The organism is Azoarcus sp. DN11 (genome assembly GCF_003628555.1).
Lineage (GTDB): Bacteria > Pseudomonadota > Gammaproteobacteria > Burkholderiales > Rhodocyclaceae > Aromatoleum.
The window spans coordinates 1,937,092-1,953,140 of record NZ_CP021731.1 but is presented as its reverse complement, the minus strand read 5'-3'; the positions used below and the strand labels follow the sequence as shown (position 1 = coordinate 1,953,140).

At 63.7% G+C, this 16,049-nt stretch carries 10 protein-coding genes and 1 tRNA gene; 2 read left to right on the top strand and 9 right to left on the bottom strand.

What is annotated here, in order from left to right; translation table 11 throughout:
• Window positions 1–162 precede the first annotated feature (162 nt).
• Window positions 163–1,755 (top strand): tyrosine-type recombinase/integrase, encoded by a 1,593-nt coding sequence (locus tag CDA09_RS08955; RefSeq protein WP_164844388.1) that lies wholly within the window; start codon window positions 163–165, stop codon window positions 1,753–1,755.
• Window positions 1,756–1,765: 10 nt separating this feature from the next.
• Here CDA09_RS08955 and CDA09_RS08950 read toward each other — a convergent pair whose 3' ends face one another.
• From CDA09_RS08950 to acs, 9 genes are all read right to left on the bottom strand, one after another.
• Window positions 1,766–2,695, bottom strand: a complete 930-nt coding sequence (locus tag CDA09_RS08950) for a hypothetical protein (RefSeq protein WP_121428300.1) — start codon at window positions 2,693–2,695, stop codon at window positions 1,766–1,768.
• Between the two features lie 10 nt (window positions 2,696–2,705).
• Window positions 2,706–4,007: a site-specific integrase gene (locus CDA09_RS08945; protein ID WP_121428299.1), complete on the bottom strand. Its 1,302-nt coding sequence runs from the start codon at window positions 4,005–4,007 to the stop codon at window positions 2,706–2,708.
• Window positions 4,008–4,132: 125 nt separating this feature from the next.
• Window positions 4,133–4,223: transfer RNA gene (locus tag CDA09_RS08940), tRNA-Ser, on the bottom strand.
• Window positions 4,224–4,323: 100 nt separating this feature from the next.
• The gene (locus tag CDA09_RS08935; RefSeq protein ID WP_121428298.1) at window positions 4,324–6,381 is read right to left on the bottom strand and encodes a VC_2705 family sodium/solute symporter; all 2,058 of its coding nucleotides are present in this window, start codon (window positions 6,379–6,381) and stop codon (window positions 4,324–4,326) included.
• A gap of 64 nt (window positions 6,382–6,445) precedes the next feature.
• On the bottom strand, window positions 6,446–8,614 hold the full coding sequence (locus tag CDA09_RS08930; protein WP_121428297.1) for a 3'-5' exonuclease: 2,169 nt from the start codon (window positions 8,612–8,614) through the stop codon (window positions 6,446–6,448).
• A 4-nt stretch (window positions 8,615–8,618) separates the two neighbouring features.
• Window positions 8,619–8,990: a response regulator transcription factor gene (locus CDA09_RS08925; protein ID WP_121428296.1), complete on the bottom strand. Its 372-nt coding sequence runs from the start codon at window positions 8,988–8,990 to the stop codon at window positions 8,619–8,621.
• A 24-nt stretch (window positions 8,991–9,014) separates the two neighbouring features.
• Entirely contained in the window at window positions 9,015–11,774 is a 2,760-nt protein-coding gene (locus tag CDA09_RS08920; protein ID WP_121428295.1) for an ATP-binding protein, read from the bottom strand.
• Between the two features lie 10 nt (window positions 11,775–11,784).
• Window positions 11,785–11,982 (bottom strand): hypothetical protein, encoded by a 198-nt coding sequence (locus CDA09_RS08915; RefSeq protein WP_174718484.1) that lies wholly within the window; start codon window positions 11,980–11,982, stop codon window positions 11,785–11,787.
• A gap of 203 nt (window positions 11,983–12,185) precedes the next feature.
• A complete protein-coding gene (acs, locus tag CDA09_RS08910; protein WP_121428293.1) occupies window positions 12,186–14,159 on the bottom strand; it encodes an acetate--CoA ligase in 1,974 nt (657 codons plus the stop codon).
• Between the two features lie 248 nt (window positions 14,160–14,407).
• On the opposite strand from acs, the gene CDA09_RS08905 reads away from it, so the two are divergent.
• Window positions 14,408–15,940 (top strand): fumarate hydratase, encoded by a 1,533-nt coding sequence (locus tag CDA09_RS08905; RefSeq protein WP_121428292.1) that lies wholly within the window; start codon window positions 14,408–14,410, stop codon window positions 15,938–15,940.
• Window positions 15,941–16,049 lie beyond the last annotated feature (109 nt).

Genomic DNA, 16,049 nt, shown 5'->3' with positions numbered 1-16,049 from the left:
TCATCACTTACTGCTCCTGACCAAGTAATCACCAAAGATCTGCCGCGCCTAAGGGAAAGTCGCGCGATGGTGACTAGACTCCAAATCAGCGGCATCACCAAACTGCGCATGACCTCCGTCGGGCCGCTGAAACGGAGGTCTGCGCAACAGTGGGTGTGCAGCATGGCCGAAGGCAAATACATGACGTTCGAGAAAGCTCGCGGGCGATATGTCTTTCAAATTCGTGTGCCCCTCGACCTCAAAATGGCGTTCCATGGAAAGACGACGATTCGGGTATCGCTCGGAAAGGTGGCGGATGCCGAGGCAATTGAGCGGGCTGCCGCCTTGGCAACCAGCTGGCAGGCAAAATTCGCCAAGACCCGCGCCAAACTCCGGGTACCGCGAACGGCTGTCGGCGCTGAAGTCACGTGCGAACTCGACAGCGATGTCGCGCAACGCGCCGTCGCAACACATCGCGCGTTGCGGGTTACCCCTCTGCAGGGCGAACTTGCGCGGCTGCGCTGCAATGACGATGCGGTGTGGTGCGAAGCCCTGCGCGTTGCACAGGCCGACCTCGACGCTGCACGGCGACGACTCGCGCGGGGGCAGCACGATGATGCGGTGACCGCGTTGGGAGAACTCGAATCGGCCTATGCACTCAAGTTTCGCCACACGGAAGTCAGCCTCGTCGACTTCGCCGAACGGTGGAATGTCGACGCGGCGATCTTGGCTGAAGAGTGGCTCACGGTGCTTCAGGGGCGCCAGTCGCTCGACCGCCTCGCAGTGCCATCCGAGGCGAAGCTTCCGCTCACCCGCTTCTTCGGCACCTGCGCGCAGACGCTCGCGATGGGCTGGCGCGATCGCCTCGCAAGCGTCGGAAGAACTACCCGCCTCAAGACCTTTGAGAAATACCAGCGCATAGCCGACGATTTGCACACGGTGGTCGGCGAGCGGCCAGTCGAGGTGCTTCGCGCCGGTGATGTCGCTGAGCTGACGGTGGTCTGGCGTAGCCGGGACAATTGCACGACAACGATTATCGACAAGCTGCGTATTCTCGCCAGCCTGCTGCGCCCTGTCAGCGAAGCCGCGGCGGATGTGTGCCGACACGCCGTTCCCCGCACCCATCTCGGACGCGTGCGTCGACGCCCGTTCAGTACCGAGCAGCTCGCCACATTGCGCTCCATCTATGCATGGAGCGATACGACGTGCAGCGACGATCTGCACCTCGTCGACCTCATGACGCTGACCGGTGCTCGCCTGGGTGAGCTCCTGCAATTGCATACCGAGCAGCTCACCCGCATCGACGACGGATGGGTTGTCACGTTTCGCGAGCGCGGCCAGGCCCGCCTTAAAACCTCGACGTCCGAGCGCGACCTGCCGATCAGCACACACTCGATGGCGGACCTCGATGGATGGCTCACCGCGCGCAAGGCAGCGGGCGGACAATTGTTTGCGGGCAGCGCCCCGGATCGCTATGGACACTACGGGGCTGCCGAAAGCAAACGGCTCAACCGAACGTTGCGCGAGCACTTCACCGACCGACGGCTCGTGCTGCAAAGCATCCGCAATACGGTCGGCCAGACGCTGCGGCGCGCGAACGTTGACCCACGCATCAGAAGGCGTTATCTCGGCCATGCAGACATTGACGTTCACGACAAGCATTACGACCCCGCAGAATTGCTCGGCGCGACCGACCTGATGGCAGCGACGCCGATACTGGGCGACCTGGCTGCCCGGATCCGCCGAACATCGCCGCTTCCGGGCGCTCAGTCATAAGCGTCGACGGTCAGCTCTGCGAGGAGCCTCCCTCACCAGAACCCGGCTCGTATCGCAAGAGATCTGCGGCCACCAGCGGACGAGATTTCAACTCAATCCCTGCCGCGTCCAATGTGCGTCGCAATTGCAGCACAAGCGCGACAACATGCAGGGATGTTCGCAAGAGGTCGCAATTAATAACAAACACCCTCGACTCTCTCGCATCAGCTGATGACGATCCGTCACCTTCGCCAGGCAATCCCGGTCGCACAAGAAGCTCGACATTGTGGTCGGGCAAGGTGAACTTCACGGAGGCAGGAATCTGACCGGGTAACCGCGCGGCGGGGGCGCAAAAGCGCAGACCGTAGATCTCCAGATAACGCGCGACAACGAGGCATGCGACGTCAAATACCGGACCGCCGCGGGTCGCCCAGCCCTGCAAAGGTCGTAGCGGCAGCAGTCCCGCAACCTCCGATACCCATCCGCGGTCACACACTTCCTGGACGCCAGAAACATCAATCTGCAGCCAGGCATCGAGCGTGGAGTAATGCAGCATGTAATCGACAAACTCGGCGAGTTTTGTTGGCGGGTCGAAACAGGTCGCATCGAACGTCGCGAGAGCCATTACCCGCTCGAAGTCCCCAGCGGCAAGAAGCCGATGACAAAGTTCGGGATAATCGAACAAGACTTCACTGGGGCTGGAGCAACCGCGATTGAGCAACACCGCCGCAATGTCAAACACTCGCAGCTCATTGTTCGAAGCACTCTCAAACGTTGTCGGCCAGCCCAAGATCGATGCAATGCGGCGGCGCAGTTGCGGAGCTTCGCGCAGCTTGGCCCACGCCTCGGGTTCCAGCACGGCGAGTTCGATGAAGCTCAGGACCTCGCACCTGCGCAGCCAGTCGATCCAGCGGATGAGTTGCTCACTCTCGCTGCCTTCGATTTCAATCCAATGCGTCATGACTTGGCCCTCACGAAAGCACACGCGGCAGCGCGACGGGCAGTCTCACTGCAGCGATCGCGGTCACGAGGGGCGCCAGCGGCATATCCCCATACTTTCGACTGACACTCGACGAGACATGACCAGTCAGTGCGTCATGAATGTCCTCTGCGATCATCGCCGCGCGGCAAAGTGTCTTGAAAGTGTGCCGAAAGCTATGAAAGACCAGGGTCGGATCAGTAATGCCGGCTCCAGACCTCGATCGCAGGTAGCGCATGAACCACTTCGTGAAGTTACCGCCTCGCCGCCCGTCATGATCGGGTTCGAGCGCAGGGAAGAGCCATTTGCAGCCGCTGTCGCCAACCGCGGCGACATACTCAAGTAGTCCGGCGCGAATGAGATCCGCGTGCAGTGGGACCGTACGCCGAGATCCGTCTGTCTTCACCCTCTGCTCGGGGTCTTCGTCCGTGATGCGCATCACAGGTCCATGCGACTGATCGACATAGATGTCGATGGCACGTAGTTGGGCAATTTCCTCAAGCCGCGCCCCAGTCGCAAGTGCAATCATCGGAAGCCACGCACACGCCTCGCCACCGCCTGCTACTGGCCGAAACCGCTGCGAGTACACCTTTGACGAGAAAATTCGCTTCAGGTCTGCTTCAGTGAAACTGCGACGAATGAGCGTCGGCACCTTTGCTTTTGGAATCTTCAGACCGCGCGCCACATTTTCGGAGAGCATCCCGCCATCAAAGCCGACCTGGAGCAGCGTCGAAATGAAGCCGATTTTTTTGCTCACTGTCGCGCGAGCAAGCCCCTTGTCGAGCAAGCGATCACGAAATGCGGCTATATCCTGTCGCCCCAGCTCTGCTGGCGGAACACCACTGAACTGCCGGAACGCGCGCATTGCGGCCTGCATTTCGCTCACAGTGCTGGCTTCGCGCGTGCGGTCGATGCGCTTCCACGCGTCGAAGAGATCGCTATCAGTAACAGACGCCGTATTGACCCGCTGGTTGCCCCTAGGGGCTATGAGACTCTCGCTGGGGGCAAAGGTCAGCGGGGGCTTTAGGACTACCGATGAAGCGGACAATATGTCCACTGCGATCCCACCATTGCCCCCCGCGTTGCCGGTGGCCGAACCATATTGCACGGCATCGTGTGCAGCAGAAAACCGCGCGAACCAGTCACTCGCAAGACGCAAAGCGATCGGACGAGCAATGCCGCGATCCGCCGTCTGCAGGTTGACGCGGATAATCGACCCAAACTGGGCAACTAATGCTGCTGGAACACGAACTTGGAAATAGTAAGAACCGTGGTGCAGTGCGAGGTAGCTCATGCAGCTTCTCCAATAGTTGAGAAAGCTGCGAGCGTCACCTGTACGCCAGGTTGTAACACCCGGGGCGAAACCGGAGTTCCCGGTTTCGCTAGAACCTACGCCACTTAAGGCCTAGGTGGTGTTACTGGCGGAGAGAGCGGGATTCGAACCCGCGTCAGGGTATTACCCTGAACACGCTTTCCAGGCGTGCGACTTAAACCACTCATCCATCTCTCCGTGGAGCCGCGCATTGTAGCAGAACAGATGGTTTACGGAACCCCCATTTTCTCCTTCTACCGAGGGCGTACCCGCGCGGCGGCCGGTACACGGTCGCTACCTATGTCGACTCCGTAAACATGCCCGGATCGTCGGCCGGGAGGCGTGGGTAACGTACGAAGTCGACCAGGGCGCCAATTTCAGGTGGTGGTGGGCGGGTGAGCAGGCTAACGATAACGATCGCGAGGAAGCCGAGCGGGACGCCGAAGACGCCGCTCGAGATCGGGCTGATGTTGAACCAGGCGTTGTCCATCGAACCGCCGAAGAACGCGTGCGTGCGGGCGAAGTAGTAGATCGTGACCGCGGGCCCGGCGAGCATGCCGGCGACCGCGCCCGGGCGGTTGGCGCGTTTCCAGAAGATGCCCAGCACCAGCGCGGGGAAGAACGCCGCCGCGGCAATCGAGAATGCGAGGCCGACCATGAAGAGGATGTTGTCCGGGCGCATCGACGCGACCCATGCGGCAACGGCGGCCACCACCAGCAGCTGCGATTTCGCGATGACGAGGCGGCGCTGAGTGCTGGCGCCGGGATTGATGACCTTGTAGTAGAGATCATGCGACAGCGCATTCGAGATCGTGAGCAGCAGGCCGTCGGCGGTCGATAGCGCAGCCGCCAAGCCGCCTGCGGCGACCAGCCCCGAGATGACGTAGGGAAGCCCGGCGATTTCGGGCGTGGCGAGCAGGATCACGTCGGTGTTGAGGCTCAGCTCGGCGAGTTGCAGGATGCCGTCGCCGTTGATGTCCTCGATGTTCACCATGCCGACCTTGCCCCACGAGAAGAGCCAGTTCGGCAACATCGAGATGCTCGTGCCAATGAGGTTGTTGTACACCTCCCACTTGGCGAACACCGCATACGCCGGGGCCGTGACGTACAGCAGGAAGATGAAGAACAGTGCCCAAAACACCGACTTGCGCGCTTCGACCACCCCGGGGGTCGTGTAGTAGCGCATCAGCACATGCGGCAACGCGGCGGTGCCAACCATCAGCACGAACACGAGCGCGAGGAAGTTGTTACGCGCGATCTGGCGCTGTTCGGGCGTGTCGCCCGGATGGGCCTGCGCATGCCGTGCGGGCAGGTGCGAACGTTCGAGCGCATCGGCCCGGGCGCGCTCCCACAGCTGTCGCGCCTGCTCCGGCGTGCGCGGCAAGTCGCGCAGCGCGCGCTCGGTGTGCGCGATGTCGCGAGCCGGCGCATTCTCGAGGCGTAACTGGTTGAGCCGTTCGATGAGTTCGCGTCGTTCGGCGTCGAGCGAATCCGGGAGGGTAGCAATCTTGGCCGCATACTGACCGGCGCGCTCGCCAAACTGCTTGCGCACGGCCACCTCGGCGGGATCGGTGAAGAGTTGATTTTCCTTTTCCGACAGTTGCCCGAGGACGGTCCCGTACATCACGGGCGCAACAGGCACGCCGGTCACCTTGTACGACAGGATGGTAACCGGGACCAGATAGGCGATGATCAGGATTACGTACTGCGCGACCTGCGTCCAGGTGACCGCACGCATGCCGCCGAGGAAGGAACAGACGAGGATGCCCGCGAGGCCGACGAACAGGCCGATCTCGAACTCGATGCTGACGAAACGGCTGGTGATCAGGCCGACGCCGTAGATCTGCGCCACCAGGTACACGAAGCTCGCGATCACTGCGGCGATCAGGCCGACGACGCGTGCGGCGTTACCCTGGTAGCGCGCACCGAGGAAGTCCGGAATCGTGTACTGGCCGAATTTTCGCAGGTAAGGCGCCAGCAGCAGCGCGACGAGGACGAACCCGCCCGTCCAGCCGGTCACGAAGGCGAGCCCTTCGAATCCGGAGAAATAGAGCGTGCCGGCGAGGCCGATGTAGGATGCTGCGCTCATCCAGTCCGCCGCCGTCGCCATGCCGTTGAATACGGCCGGCACGCGGCGACCGGCGACGTAGTATTCGGTCACGTCGGCGGTACGGCTCATGACGCCGATACCCGCGTAGATCGCGATGGTCGCGAACAGGAAGATGTGGCCGATCATTCCCGCCGACATTCCCATCTTCTCGCCGAGGGCAAGAAGGCCGACGAACGTGATGAAGCTGACCGTGTACCAGAGGTAATACCGGCGCAGGCGGCGGGCGAAGAGAGAAGGGGTCGTCATGCCGGCACCGCCCGCTGCGCGATGGAAGTGGCGCGGGTCATGGCTCCCTGCCCGGAATCAGGCATCAATACCTCACCCGCGCGTAGTAGGACTGTTCCGCGGCCTCGCGCGCCTGGCGCAGCGTATGGATACCCTTTTCGGCCAGCAACGGGATCAGCTTCAGGAAGACCTCTGCCGTGACGGTCGCGTCGCCCAGCGCCGTGTGCCGGCCGATGATGGGCAGGTTCAGCCGTTCGGCGATCGCTTCGAGCCGGTGTGATTCCTGGTTCGGATGGGCGACGGCCGACAGCAGCAGCGTATCGAGCACCGGCTGGTCGAAGCGGATGCCCGTCGCCTCCTCCTTCATCTGCAGGAAGCGCATGTCGAACGCAGCATTGTGCGCGATCAGCACGGTGTCCTCGGCAAACGCATGGAAGGCCGGCAGGACCGCCTCGATCGTCGGCTGGTTCCTGAGCATGTCGTGGGTGATGCCGTGGATTTGCACCGACTCGGGCGACAGGTAGCGGCCGGGATCGACGAGTTGCTCGAACGACTCCTGGCGCAGCAGCTTGCCGTTGACGATGCGCGTCGCGCCGATCTGGATGATCTCGTCACCCTGGGACGGATTCAGCCCCGTCGTTTCCGTGTCGAACACTGTATAGGTCAGTTCGCTGAGCAGGCGGTCGTCGAGCGCACGCGACTTGTCGGACCAGTTGAAGAGGTCGAAATCGTAATACTCCGGCCGGCCTTTTCCGCGCAGGATGGCCACCTCGTCGAGCTGTTCCTGCGGCATCGCGGCCGGCAACAGGATGCGGAAGAACGCGCGGTGGCGCACTTTCTCGCGCTCGAGCCACATCTCGCCATCGTGGCGCTCGATCACATCGCGCACCGTGAGCGGACTGTTCTCATCCGCAAAGCGCATCGGCTCCAGTTCCCAGCTCATCACCGTCTCGGTGCTCATCGCCTGGCCGGACCAGATGAGATCGAGGTGGACCAGCCGGCCCGCGGCGCTCAGACGGAAACGCACCTCGCGCACCTCGAACTCGTCGGACAGGCGGTTGGCAAGGTAAGTCAGCGCCTGCAGCAGCGAGAAGCTGTCGACCTTCACCCACAGCGACTCGTCGATCTCCTCCAGCTTGGTGGGCAGCTTGACGACGTTCTCGATGCGGCGCTGCGCCGCGGCGATGAGGTCGGCCCCGAGCATTTCCTCGAGCGGCCAGCGCGCCTTCAGCGAATCGGCGAACTCGTTTGCCGTATGGTCGAGGCGGGTGCTCATCGCCCGCACTTCGTCCCGGATCACGGTGCGGAAGCGCTCGCGCAGCTCCTCCTGCAGGTCCGGGTATTCGAGCATCTCGGCCGCCGCACGCACGTTGGCAAGCGCCGCCCGGTTGCCTTCGGTGAGCGTGTGCAGCATCTGGTCGCGCTTCGATTCGGTTTCGAAGGTGCGCGTGATGTTGTCGAGCATCAGGATGAAGCCCGTGATCGCGCGCTCGCTGTCGCTCCCCTGCCCCACGGCCAGCACCGGCGCCATCTGCGCACGCAGCAACTGGCCCGCACGCGTCGTGGTGACGAAGTTGGCGACCGGCTGGACCGCGCTGCGGCGCAGGCCGTGCTCGATGCTCTCAAGCGCATGGTTGATGAGGTTGCGCTCGAACACCGCGTAGATGGAGCGCCCGAGCCCGATCAGCTCGCCGCCGCCGGCGACGGCCGGCGCGTCGGACAGCGCGCGGAACTGCTGACGCGCACGGTGGTTGTAAAGCAGGATGCGACCGTCGAGATTGCACACGACGACGCTCTGCGTGAGCTCCGACATCAGCGCGGCAAGGCGGTTTTTTTCCTCCTCGACCGAATGCTTCGCATGCGCGATCTGCGCCTCGACGTCCTGCATCAGCGCGTCGCGCTGCTGCGCCAGCGTGTTGACCGCATGCGCCAGCGCCTGCACCTCGGGCGGCCCCTCCGGCTTGACGCGGAATTCGCGGTTGGCGCCGAGCATCAGCTTGAGATGCTCCTCCATGCGCAGCAGCCCCTGCACGTAATGCCGGAACAGGTTGCGCACGACCACCATGCCGAGCGCGAAGCCGACGATGGTCATCAACGCACCGAGCGGAAGATGCGGCACGACCACGTCGATCAGCCGTCCCCGGTCGGCCGCGCCGGTCTCGAGCCACACCAGGCCCGCCGTCACGACGAAGGGGCCGGTCATGAGAAGCGCGAGAATGCACACCGCCAGGATGAAACGGGCGCGAGCAGTCATTCGCTCAACGCTCCGCAAGCAGGCTGCGTACGCGCTCCACGAGTTCCTTCGTCGAGAACGGCTTGGTCATGTAGGCATCCGCCCCGAGGGCGAGTCCCTTCGCGACCTCGGTGTCGCGCCCCTTCGCCGTGAGCATCAGGATCCGGACCGACTGCAATTCGGGATTGGATTTCACCTCCTGACAAACCTCGAAGCCGCTCTTCTTCGGCATCATCACGTCGAGGAGAACGAGATCCGGTTTCTCGGCGCGAATGCGCCGCGCTGCCTCGTCCCCGTCGTTGGCGACACTCACCTCGTAGCCCTCGCGTTTCATAAGGAACTCGAGTGATATGACAATATTCTGTTCGTCGTCGGCAATCAGTATTCTTTTGGCCATGCTCTCCCCTTTCCTTCTTCTATTCTAAGTCATTGCGTGACCCGCACCCCGCTCACGCTCGAGCGGCAGCGGCAGAACGAAGCTGAATGTCGCACCTTCGCCGGGGCGCGACTGCACCCACAGCCGCCCGCCGAAGTGCTCGACGATCTGGCGGCTGATCGGCAGTCCCAGTCCGGTGCCCTGCGGGCGCGACCGCTCGTCGCCGCCCTGGCGGAACTTCTCGAAGATCACGCCGAGCTGTTCGGGCGCAATGCCCGGACCGTTGTCGGTCACGTCGACTCGGACCTGTCCAGCCTCGGCGCTCAGTCGCACTCGCGCCACACCTCCACCGTTCGGCACGAATTTGGCCGCATTCGAGAGCAGGTTAAGCAGCACCTGCAACAGGCGATCATGGTCCGCGCGCAAATGCGGCGACGTATCGGGCAGATCGATTTCGAGCACTGCACCGCGATCCCGGAACAGCTGATCGGTAGTCTCCGCCGCATGTCCGACCAGTTCGCGCATGTCGATGTCGGTGTTGTGCCACTCGGCATGGCCCGACTCGATCTTGGCCATGTCCAGGACCTGGTTCACCAGTCGCGTCAGGCGCTCGGTCTCGGATACGATGATCGCGAGGAAGCGCGTGCGTTCCTTGAGCTCGATCTTCGGATCATCGAGCAGCATCTCGGAAAACGCGCGAATCGAGGTCAGCGGGGTACGCAGTTCATGCGTCACCGAAGACATGAAATCGTCCTTGAGGCGGTCGAGTTCGGTCAGGCGCTCGTTCGCGGCGCGCAGCTCCGCGGTCGCAGCCTCCAGCGCCTGCGACTTCTCCTCCAGCTCGTGCGAATACGCGCGCACCTGCGAGGCCTCGTCGAGGATGTCCATCACCTCGTCCAGCCCGAGTGGCTCCTCCTGCACCACCGACGACACCATCACGCGCGCGGAGGCGCTGCCGATCGCGCCGGCGAGCTGCGTTTCGGCGAACTGCACCAGCTCCGCGTCCGGCTTGAGCTCCCCGATGCTGCGGGCGCCCCTCTCGCGCGCATAGGCCTCGAACAGCCGCCGTGCGCGTTCAGCGCCCAGGAAGCGCGCCACGAGCGGCTGCAGATCGTGCACCTCGGCGCTGCCGCGCCAGAAAGTTGCGGGCACGCCCTGGCCACGGCTGAAGACGTCGACGAAGAGCGTCGCCTGCGTGGCCTCCTGCCCCGTCGGCACCCGCGTGAGCGATACCAGCACGTAAGAGGCGACGTTCGCGGTCAGGCTCCAGAACAGGGCGTGGCTGATGCTGTCCAGCCCCGCTAGGCCGAAGAGCTGTTCCGGGCGCAGGTACGCCAGGCCAAAGAGCCCCTGGTCGAGAAAGTCCAGGTCGAGCCAGCCCGACTTCACCACCGACGGCAGCATCAGCGTGTAGGCCCACACCACAAAGCCCGCCAGCAGGCCTGCAAACGCGCCATCCCGCGTGCCGCCGCGCCAGTACATCCCGCCCAGCATCGCCGGCGCGAACTGCGCCACCGCGGCGAAGCTGATCAATCCGATGCTCACGAGCGCGTAGGCCTCGCCGGCAAGGCGAAAATACAGATAGCCCAACAGGAGCACGACGACGATCGCCCCGCGCCGGATGCCCAGCAACAGCCCGGTCAGATCCGGGTGAACGCTGCGTTTGAAGCGCTTCGTACTCAGCAGCAGCGGCATCACGAGATCGTTGCAGACCATTGTCGACACGGCGATCGTCTCGACGATGACCATCCCCGTTGCAGCCGAAAGTCCCCCGATGAATGCCAGCAGCGCGAGCGCCTTTTCGCCGTGCACGAGCGGCAGCGACAGGACGTAGGTATCCGGGTCGACGGTGCCCCGCCCGAAATACAGCAGGCCACCGAGCGCAATCGGCAGCACGAAGATGTTGATCAGCAGCAGGTAGGCCGGAAAGAGCCAGGTCGCGCGGCGCAGATGCTGCTCGTTCACGTTTTCGACGACCGTCACCTGGAACTGGCGCGGGAGAAAGATCACCGATAGCAGCGCCAGAAGCGTCATCGCGAACCAGCCGCCGTAGCCGTCCGTACTCGCCGTCTGCAGGCTCAGCAACGCGGCAAGGTCGGGATTCGCGAAGGCGCGCGCGAAGATGTCCCCGAATCCTTCGTACACGCTCCACGTGACGAAGCCGCCGACAACGAGAAAGGCCAGCAGCTTGACCACCGACTCGAACGCGATCGCCGCGACCATGCCTTCATGACGTTCCGCGGCGTCGAGGTGGCGCGCACCGAACAGCACCGTGAACACAGCCAGCGTGAGCGCGACGTAGAGCGTGCCGTCATTGAACCAGCTCGCCGTGGCGAAGGGGAAGACGCCGGTGTCGTCGCTGCCGGTGAGCACGGCGTAGCCGCTGGAAATCGCCTTCAGCTGCAGCGCGATATAGGGAACCATGCCGACCACGGCGATGATCGTCACCAGGCCGCCCAGCAGATGGCTCTTGCCGTAGCGGCTGGCAATGAAGTCGGCGATCGAGGTGATGCGGTAGGTGCGCGAGATGCGGATCATCTTCAGCATCACGATCCACGACAGACTCATCGCCAGCGTCGGACCGAGATAGATGGGCAGGAACCACACTCCGCCCGAGGCCGCACGTCCGACGCTGCCGAAATAGGTCCACGCCGTGCAGTACACGGCGAGCGACATCGCATAGGTCCATGGATTCGCGATGATCGAACGCCCCTGCTCCGCCCGCCGGTCGCCGTACCAGGCAACCGCGAACAGCACCATCAGGTACGCGAACGACGCCGCGACTACGACCGTGCCCGAGAGCATCCGTGGCTCCTCACCGCGCACCCCGCTCCGCGACCCACGCGACCACGGCGATCAGCGCTGCCCACACGGCAAACAGCCACACCCAGAGCATGGGCATGCCAAAAAAGGGGGCGGACTTGTCGAACAAGGACAGCACGGGATAGTTGAACAGCAACGCCCCCCCCAGGAACGCTGCGACGAGCCTCTGCCCCGCCAGATCTCTGCGCATCATGGCTTCCTCATGATGACGATGGCTATGCGAAGTATACCGATGCCCGCTTGGCGGCCCGCGGACCTGAACCGCCCTCGGGAAAAAAAAGGCGCGCTTGCGCGCGCCTTCTCCTCCCCCCACTGCCGGCTCGCGCCGGCATGCCCCAAATCGTTCTTGTCCGGGGCCGGCCTCTGGCGGACCGGTCACCCGTCATGAAAGGGTCAGCTCGCAGACTGCTTGAGCTGTTCCAGGATCGCCGGATTCTCGAGCGTCGACGTATCCTGGGTGATCTCCTCCCCCTTCGCCAGCTGACGCAGCAGCCGGCGCATGATCTTGCCCGAACGGGTCTTGGGCAGGTTCTCGCCGAAGCGGATGTCCTTGGGCTTGGCGATGGGCCCGATCTCGTGACCGACCCAGTTCTGCAGCTCCTTGATCACCGCCTTGGCCTCTTCGCCGGTCGGACGCGAGCCCTTCAGCACGACGAAGGCGACGATGGCTTCGCCGGTCAGGTCGTCCGGACGGCCCACGACCGCGGCCTCGGCCACCTTCTCGTGCGCCACGAGCGCCGATTCGATTTCCATCGTGCCCATGCGGTGGCCCGAGACGTTCAGCACGTCGTCGATACGGCCGGTGATCGTGAAGTAACCGCTGTCCTTGTCGCGGATCGCGCCGTCACCGGCGAGATACAGCTTGCCCTTGAAGTCGTCCGGGTAGTAGGACTTCTTGAAGCGCTCCGGGTCGCCCCAGATCGTGCGAATCATCGCCGGCCACGGACGCTTGACGACGAGGATGCCGCCCTGCCCGTTCGGCACTTCGGTGCCGGTCTCATCAACGACCGCAGCCATGATGCCCGGGAACGGCAGCGTGCAGGAGCCCGGCACCAGCGGGGTCGCGCCCGGCAGCGGGGTGATCATGTGGCCGCCGGTCTCCGTCTGCCAGAAGGTGTCGACGATCGGGCAGCGGCTGCCGCCGACGTTCTCGTAGTACCACTCCCACGCGGCCGGGTTGATCGGCTCGCCGACCGAGCCGAGGATGCGCAGGCTCGACAGGTTGTAGTTCTTCGGATGGACGTTCGGGGTGTTTTCCGACGCCTTGATCAGCGAGCGGATCGCGGTCGGCGCGGTGTAGAAGACGGTGACCTTCTGGTCCTGGATCATCTTCCAGAAACGGCCGGCGTCCGGGTAGGTCGGCACGCCTTCGAACACGATCTCGGTCGCACCGCAGGCAAGCGGGCCGTAGGTGATGTAGGTGTGGCCGGTCACCCAGCCGATGTCGGCGGTGCACCAGAAGATGTCGTTCGGCTTGATGTCGAACGTGTACTTCATGGTCAGGATCGCGAGCAGCAGATAGCCGCCGGTCGAATGCTGGACGCCCTTCGGCTTGCCCGTCGAACCCGAGGTATAGAGCAGGAACAGGGGATGCTCGGCATCGACCCATTCCGGCTCGCAGGTGTCGGCCTGGTTCGCGCACACGTCGTGGAACCACTTGTCGCGGCCCTCGACCATCGTGCAGGCACCGCCGGTGCGCTGGACGACGATCACATTCCTGATGCTGTCGCAGCCGCCCATTCCGAGCGCCTCATCGGCGATCGGCTTCAGGGGCAGCGCCTTGCCACCGCGGAACTGGCCGTCGGAGGTGATCAGCGCGACGGCGCCGGCGTCGTTGATGCGATCACGCAGCGCCTGGGCGGAGAAGCCGCCGAACACGATCGAGTGGGTCGCGCCGATCCGGGCGCAAGCCTGCATCGCGACGACGCCTTCGATCGACATCGGCAGGTAGATGACGACGCGGTCGCCCTTCTTGACGCCCATGCCGCGCAGCGCGTTGGCGAACTTGCACACGCGCGCCAGCAGATCCTTGTAGGTGACGCGGGTCACCTCGCCGTTGTCGGCCTCGAAGATGATCGCGACCTTGTCGCCCAGACCGTTATTGACGTTGCGATCGAGGCAGTTGTAGGAGACGTTCAGCTGACCGTCGGCGAACCACTTGAAGAAGGGGGCGTTGCTCTCGTCGAGGACCTGGGTGAAAGGCTTCTTCCACTCGACCAGCTCGCGGGCCTGGCGCGCCCAGTAACCCTCGTAGTCGTCCTCGGCTTCCTTGCACAGCGCACGATACGCTTCCATGCCCGAGACAGCGGCGTTCTTGACGATTTCTTCCGACGGGTAATACATACGGGGCTGCTGTTCGTTCGACATACTGACCTCTCCTCAACAATTCAAAGCAATTGAAGCGCCCTGCGGGGGCCGACCGGTCGAGCCGGTCTTGTTTGTCGTTCGCCAAAAATGCTGCTTTCGCGATCTGGTCGGCATTTAAGGCTGTATATCTTACACAGGACTTACACCCCTCTGCAGCGGAACATTCCCCTTCCGCGGGGACGTTGTCCCCCGCAGGCTGTTAGAATTGCGCCCCTACCGAGTGACCCGGCCTTACCAGGAGATGCGCCATGACCGTGATTCGCGAAGAAGACCTGATCCAGTCCGTCGCGGATGCCTTCCAGTACATCAGCTATTACCACCCGCTCGACTACGTCAAGGCTCTCGGCGAGGCCTGGAAGCGTGAGGAAAGCCCCGCTGCGAAGGACGCCATCGCGCAGATCCTGACCAACTCGCGCATGAGCGCCGAAGGCCATCGCCCGATCTGTCAGGATACCGGCATCGCCGTGGTCTTCCTGAAGGTCGGCATGAACGTCCGCTGGGACTCGAAGATGAGTGTCCAGGAAATGATCAACGAAGGCGTGCGCCGCGCATACACCAACGTCGACAACAAGCTGCGCGCCTCGGTTCTGCTCGATCCGGCGGGCAAGCGCCAGAACAGCAAGGACAACACCCCCGCGGTCGTGCATTACGAGATCGTCCCGGGCGACCACGTCGAGGTGATCTGTGCGGCCAAGGGCGGCGGCTCGGAAAACAAGACCAAGTTCTACGCGCTGAACCCGTCCGACTCGATCGTCGACTGGGTGCTGAAGACGGTTCCGACGATGGGCGCCGGCTGGTGTCCGCCGGGCATCCTCGGCATCGGCATCGGCGGCACGCCAGAAAAGGCGATGCTGCTCGCGAAGGAATCGCTGATGGCGCCGGTCGATATCCACGAACTCAAGGAAAAGGCCGCTTCCGGCGCGGCGCTCTCGCGCGTCGAGGAACTGCGTCTCGAACTCTTCGAGAAGGTCAATGCGCTGGGTATCGGCGCACAAGGCCTCGGCGGCCTGACGACCGTGCTCGACGTCAAGATCCTCGACTACCCGACGCACGCGGCGAGCCTGCCGGTGGCGATGATCCCGAACTGTGCCGCAACCCGCCACGTGCACTTCGAACTCGACGGCTCGGGACCGGCGAAGCTCGAAACGCCGAAGCTGGAAGACTGGCCGGACGTCACCTGGCAAGCCGACACCAAGGTCGCCACGCGCGTGAACCTCGACACCCTGACGAAGGAAGAAGTCGCGTCGTGGAAGCCGGGCCAGGTGCTGCTGCTGAACGGCAAGATGCTGACCGGCCGCGACGCCGCGCACAAGCGCATCCAGGACATGCTGGCGAAGGGCGAGAAGCTGCCGGTCGACTTCACCAACCGCGTGATCTACTACGTCGGCCCGGTCGATCCGGTACGCGACGAAGTCGTCGGCCCCGCCGGTCCGACCACCGCGACACGCATGGACAAGTTCACCCGCATGATGCTCGAGCAGACCGGCCTGATCTCGATGGTCGGCAAGGCCGAGCGCGACCCCGCCGCGATCGACGCGATCCGCGACAATAAGTCGGCCTACCTGATGGCGGTCGGCGGCGCGGCCTACCTCGTCGCGAAGGCGATCAAGACCGCCAGGGTCGTCGGGTTCGCCGATCTCGGCATGGAAGCGATCTACGAGTTCGACGTGCAGGATATGCCGGTGACCGTCGCGGTCGATTCGAACGGCACCAGCGTGCACAACACGGGCCCGAAGGAGTGGCAGGTCAAGATCGGCAAGATCCCGCTCGCGACCGCCTGAATCGGCTCGCGCTGACGTGAGCGGAGGCCCGGCCCGGGAAACCGGCCGGGCCTCCGCCCGTTTACGGCTTCGATTCAGCACACACCCTGATACAAACTCGACGGGAATC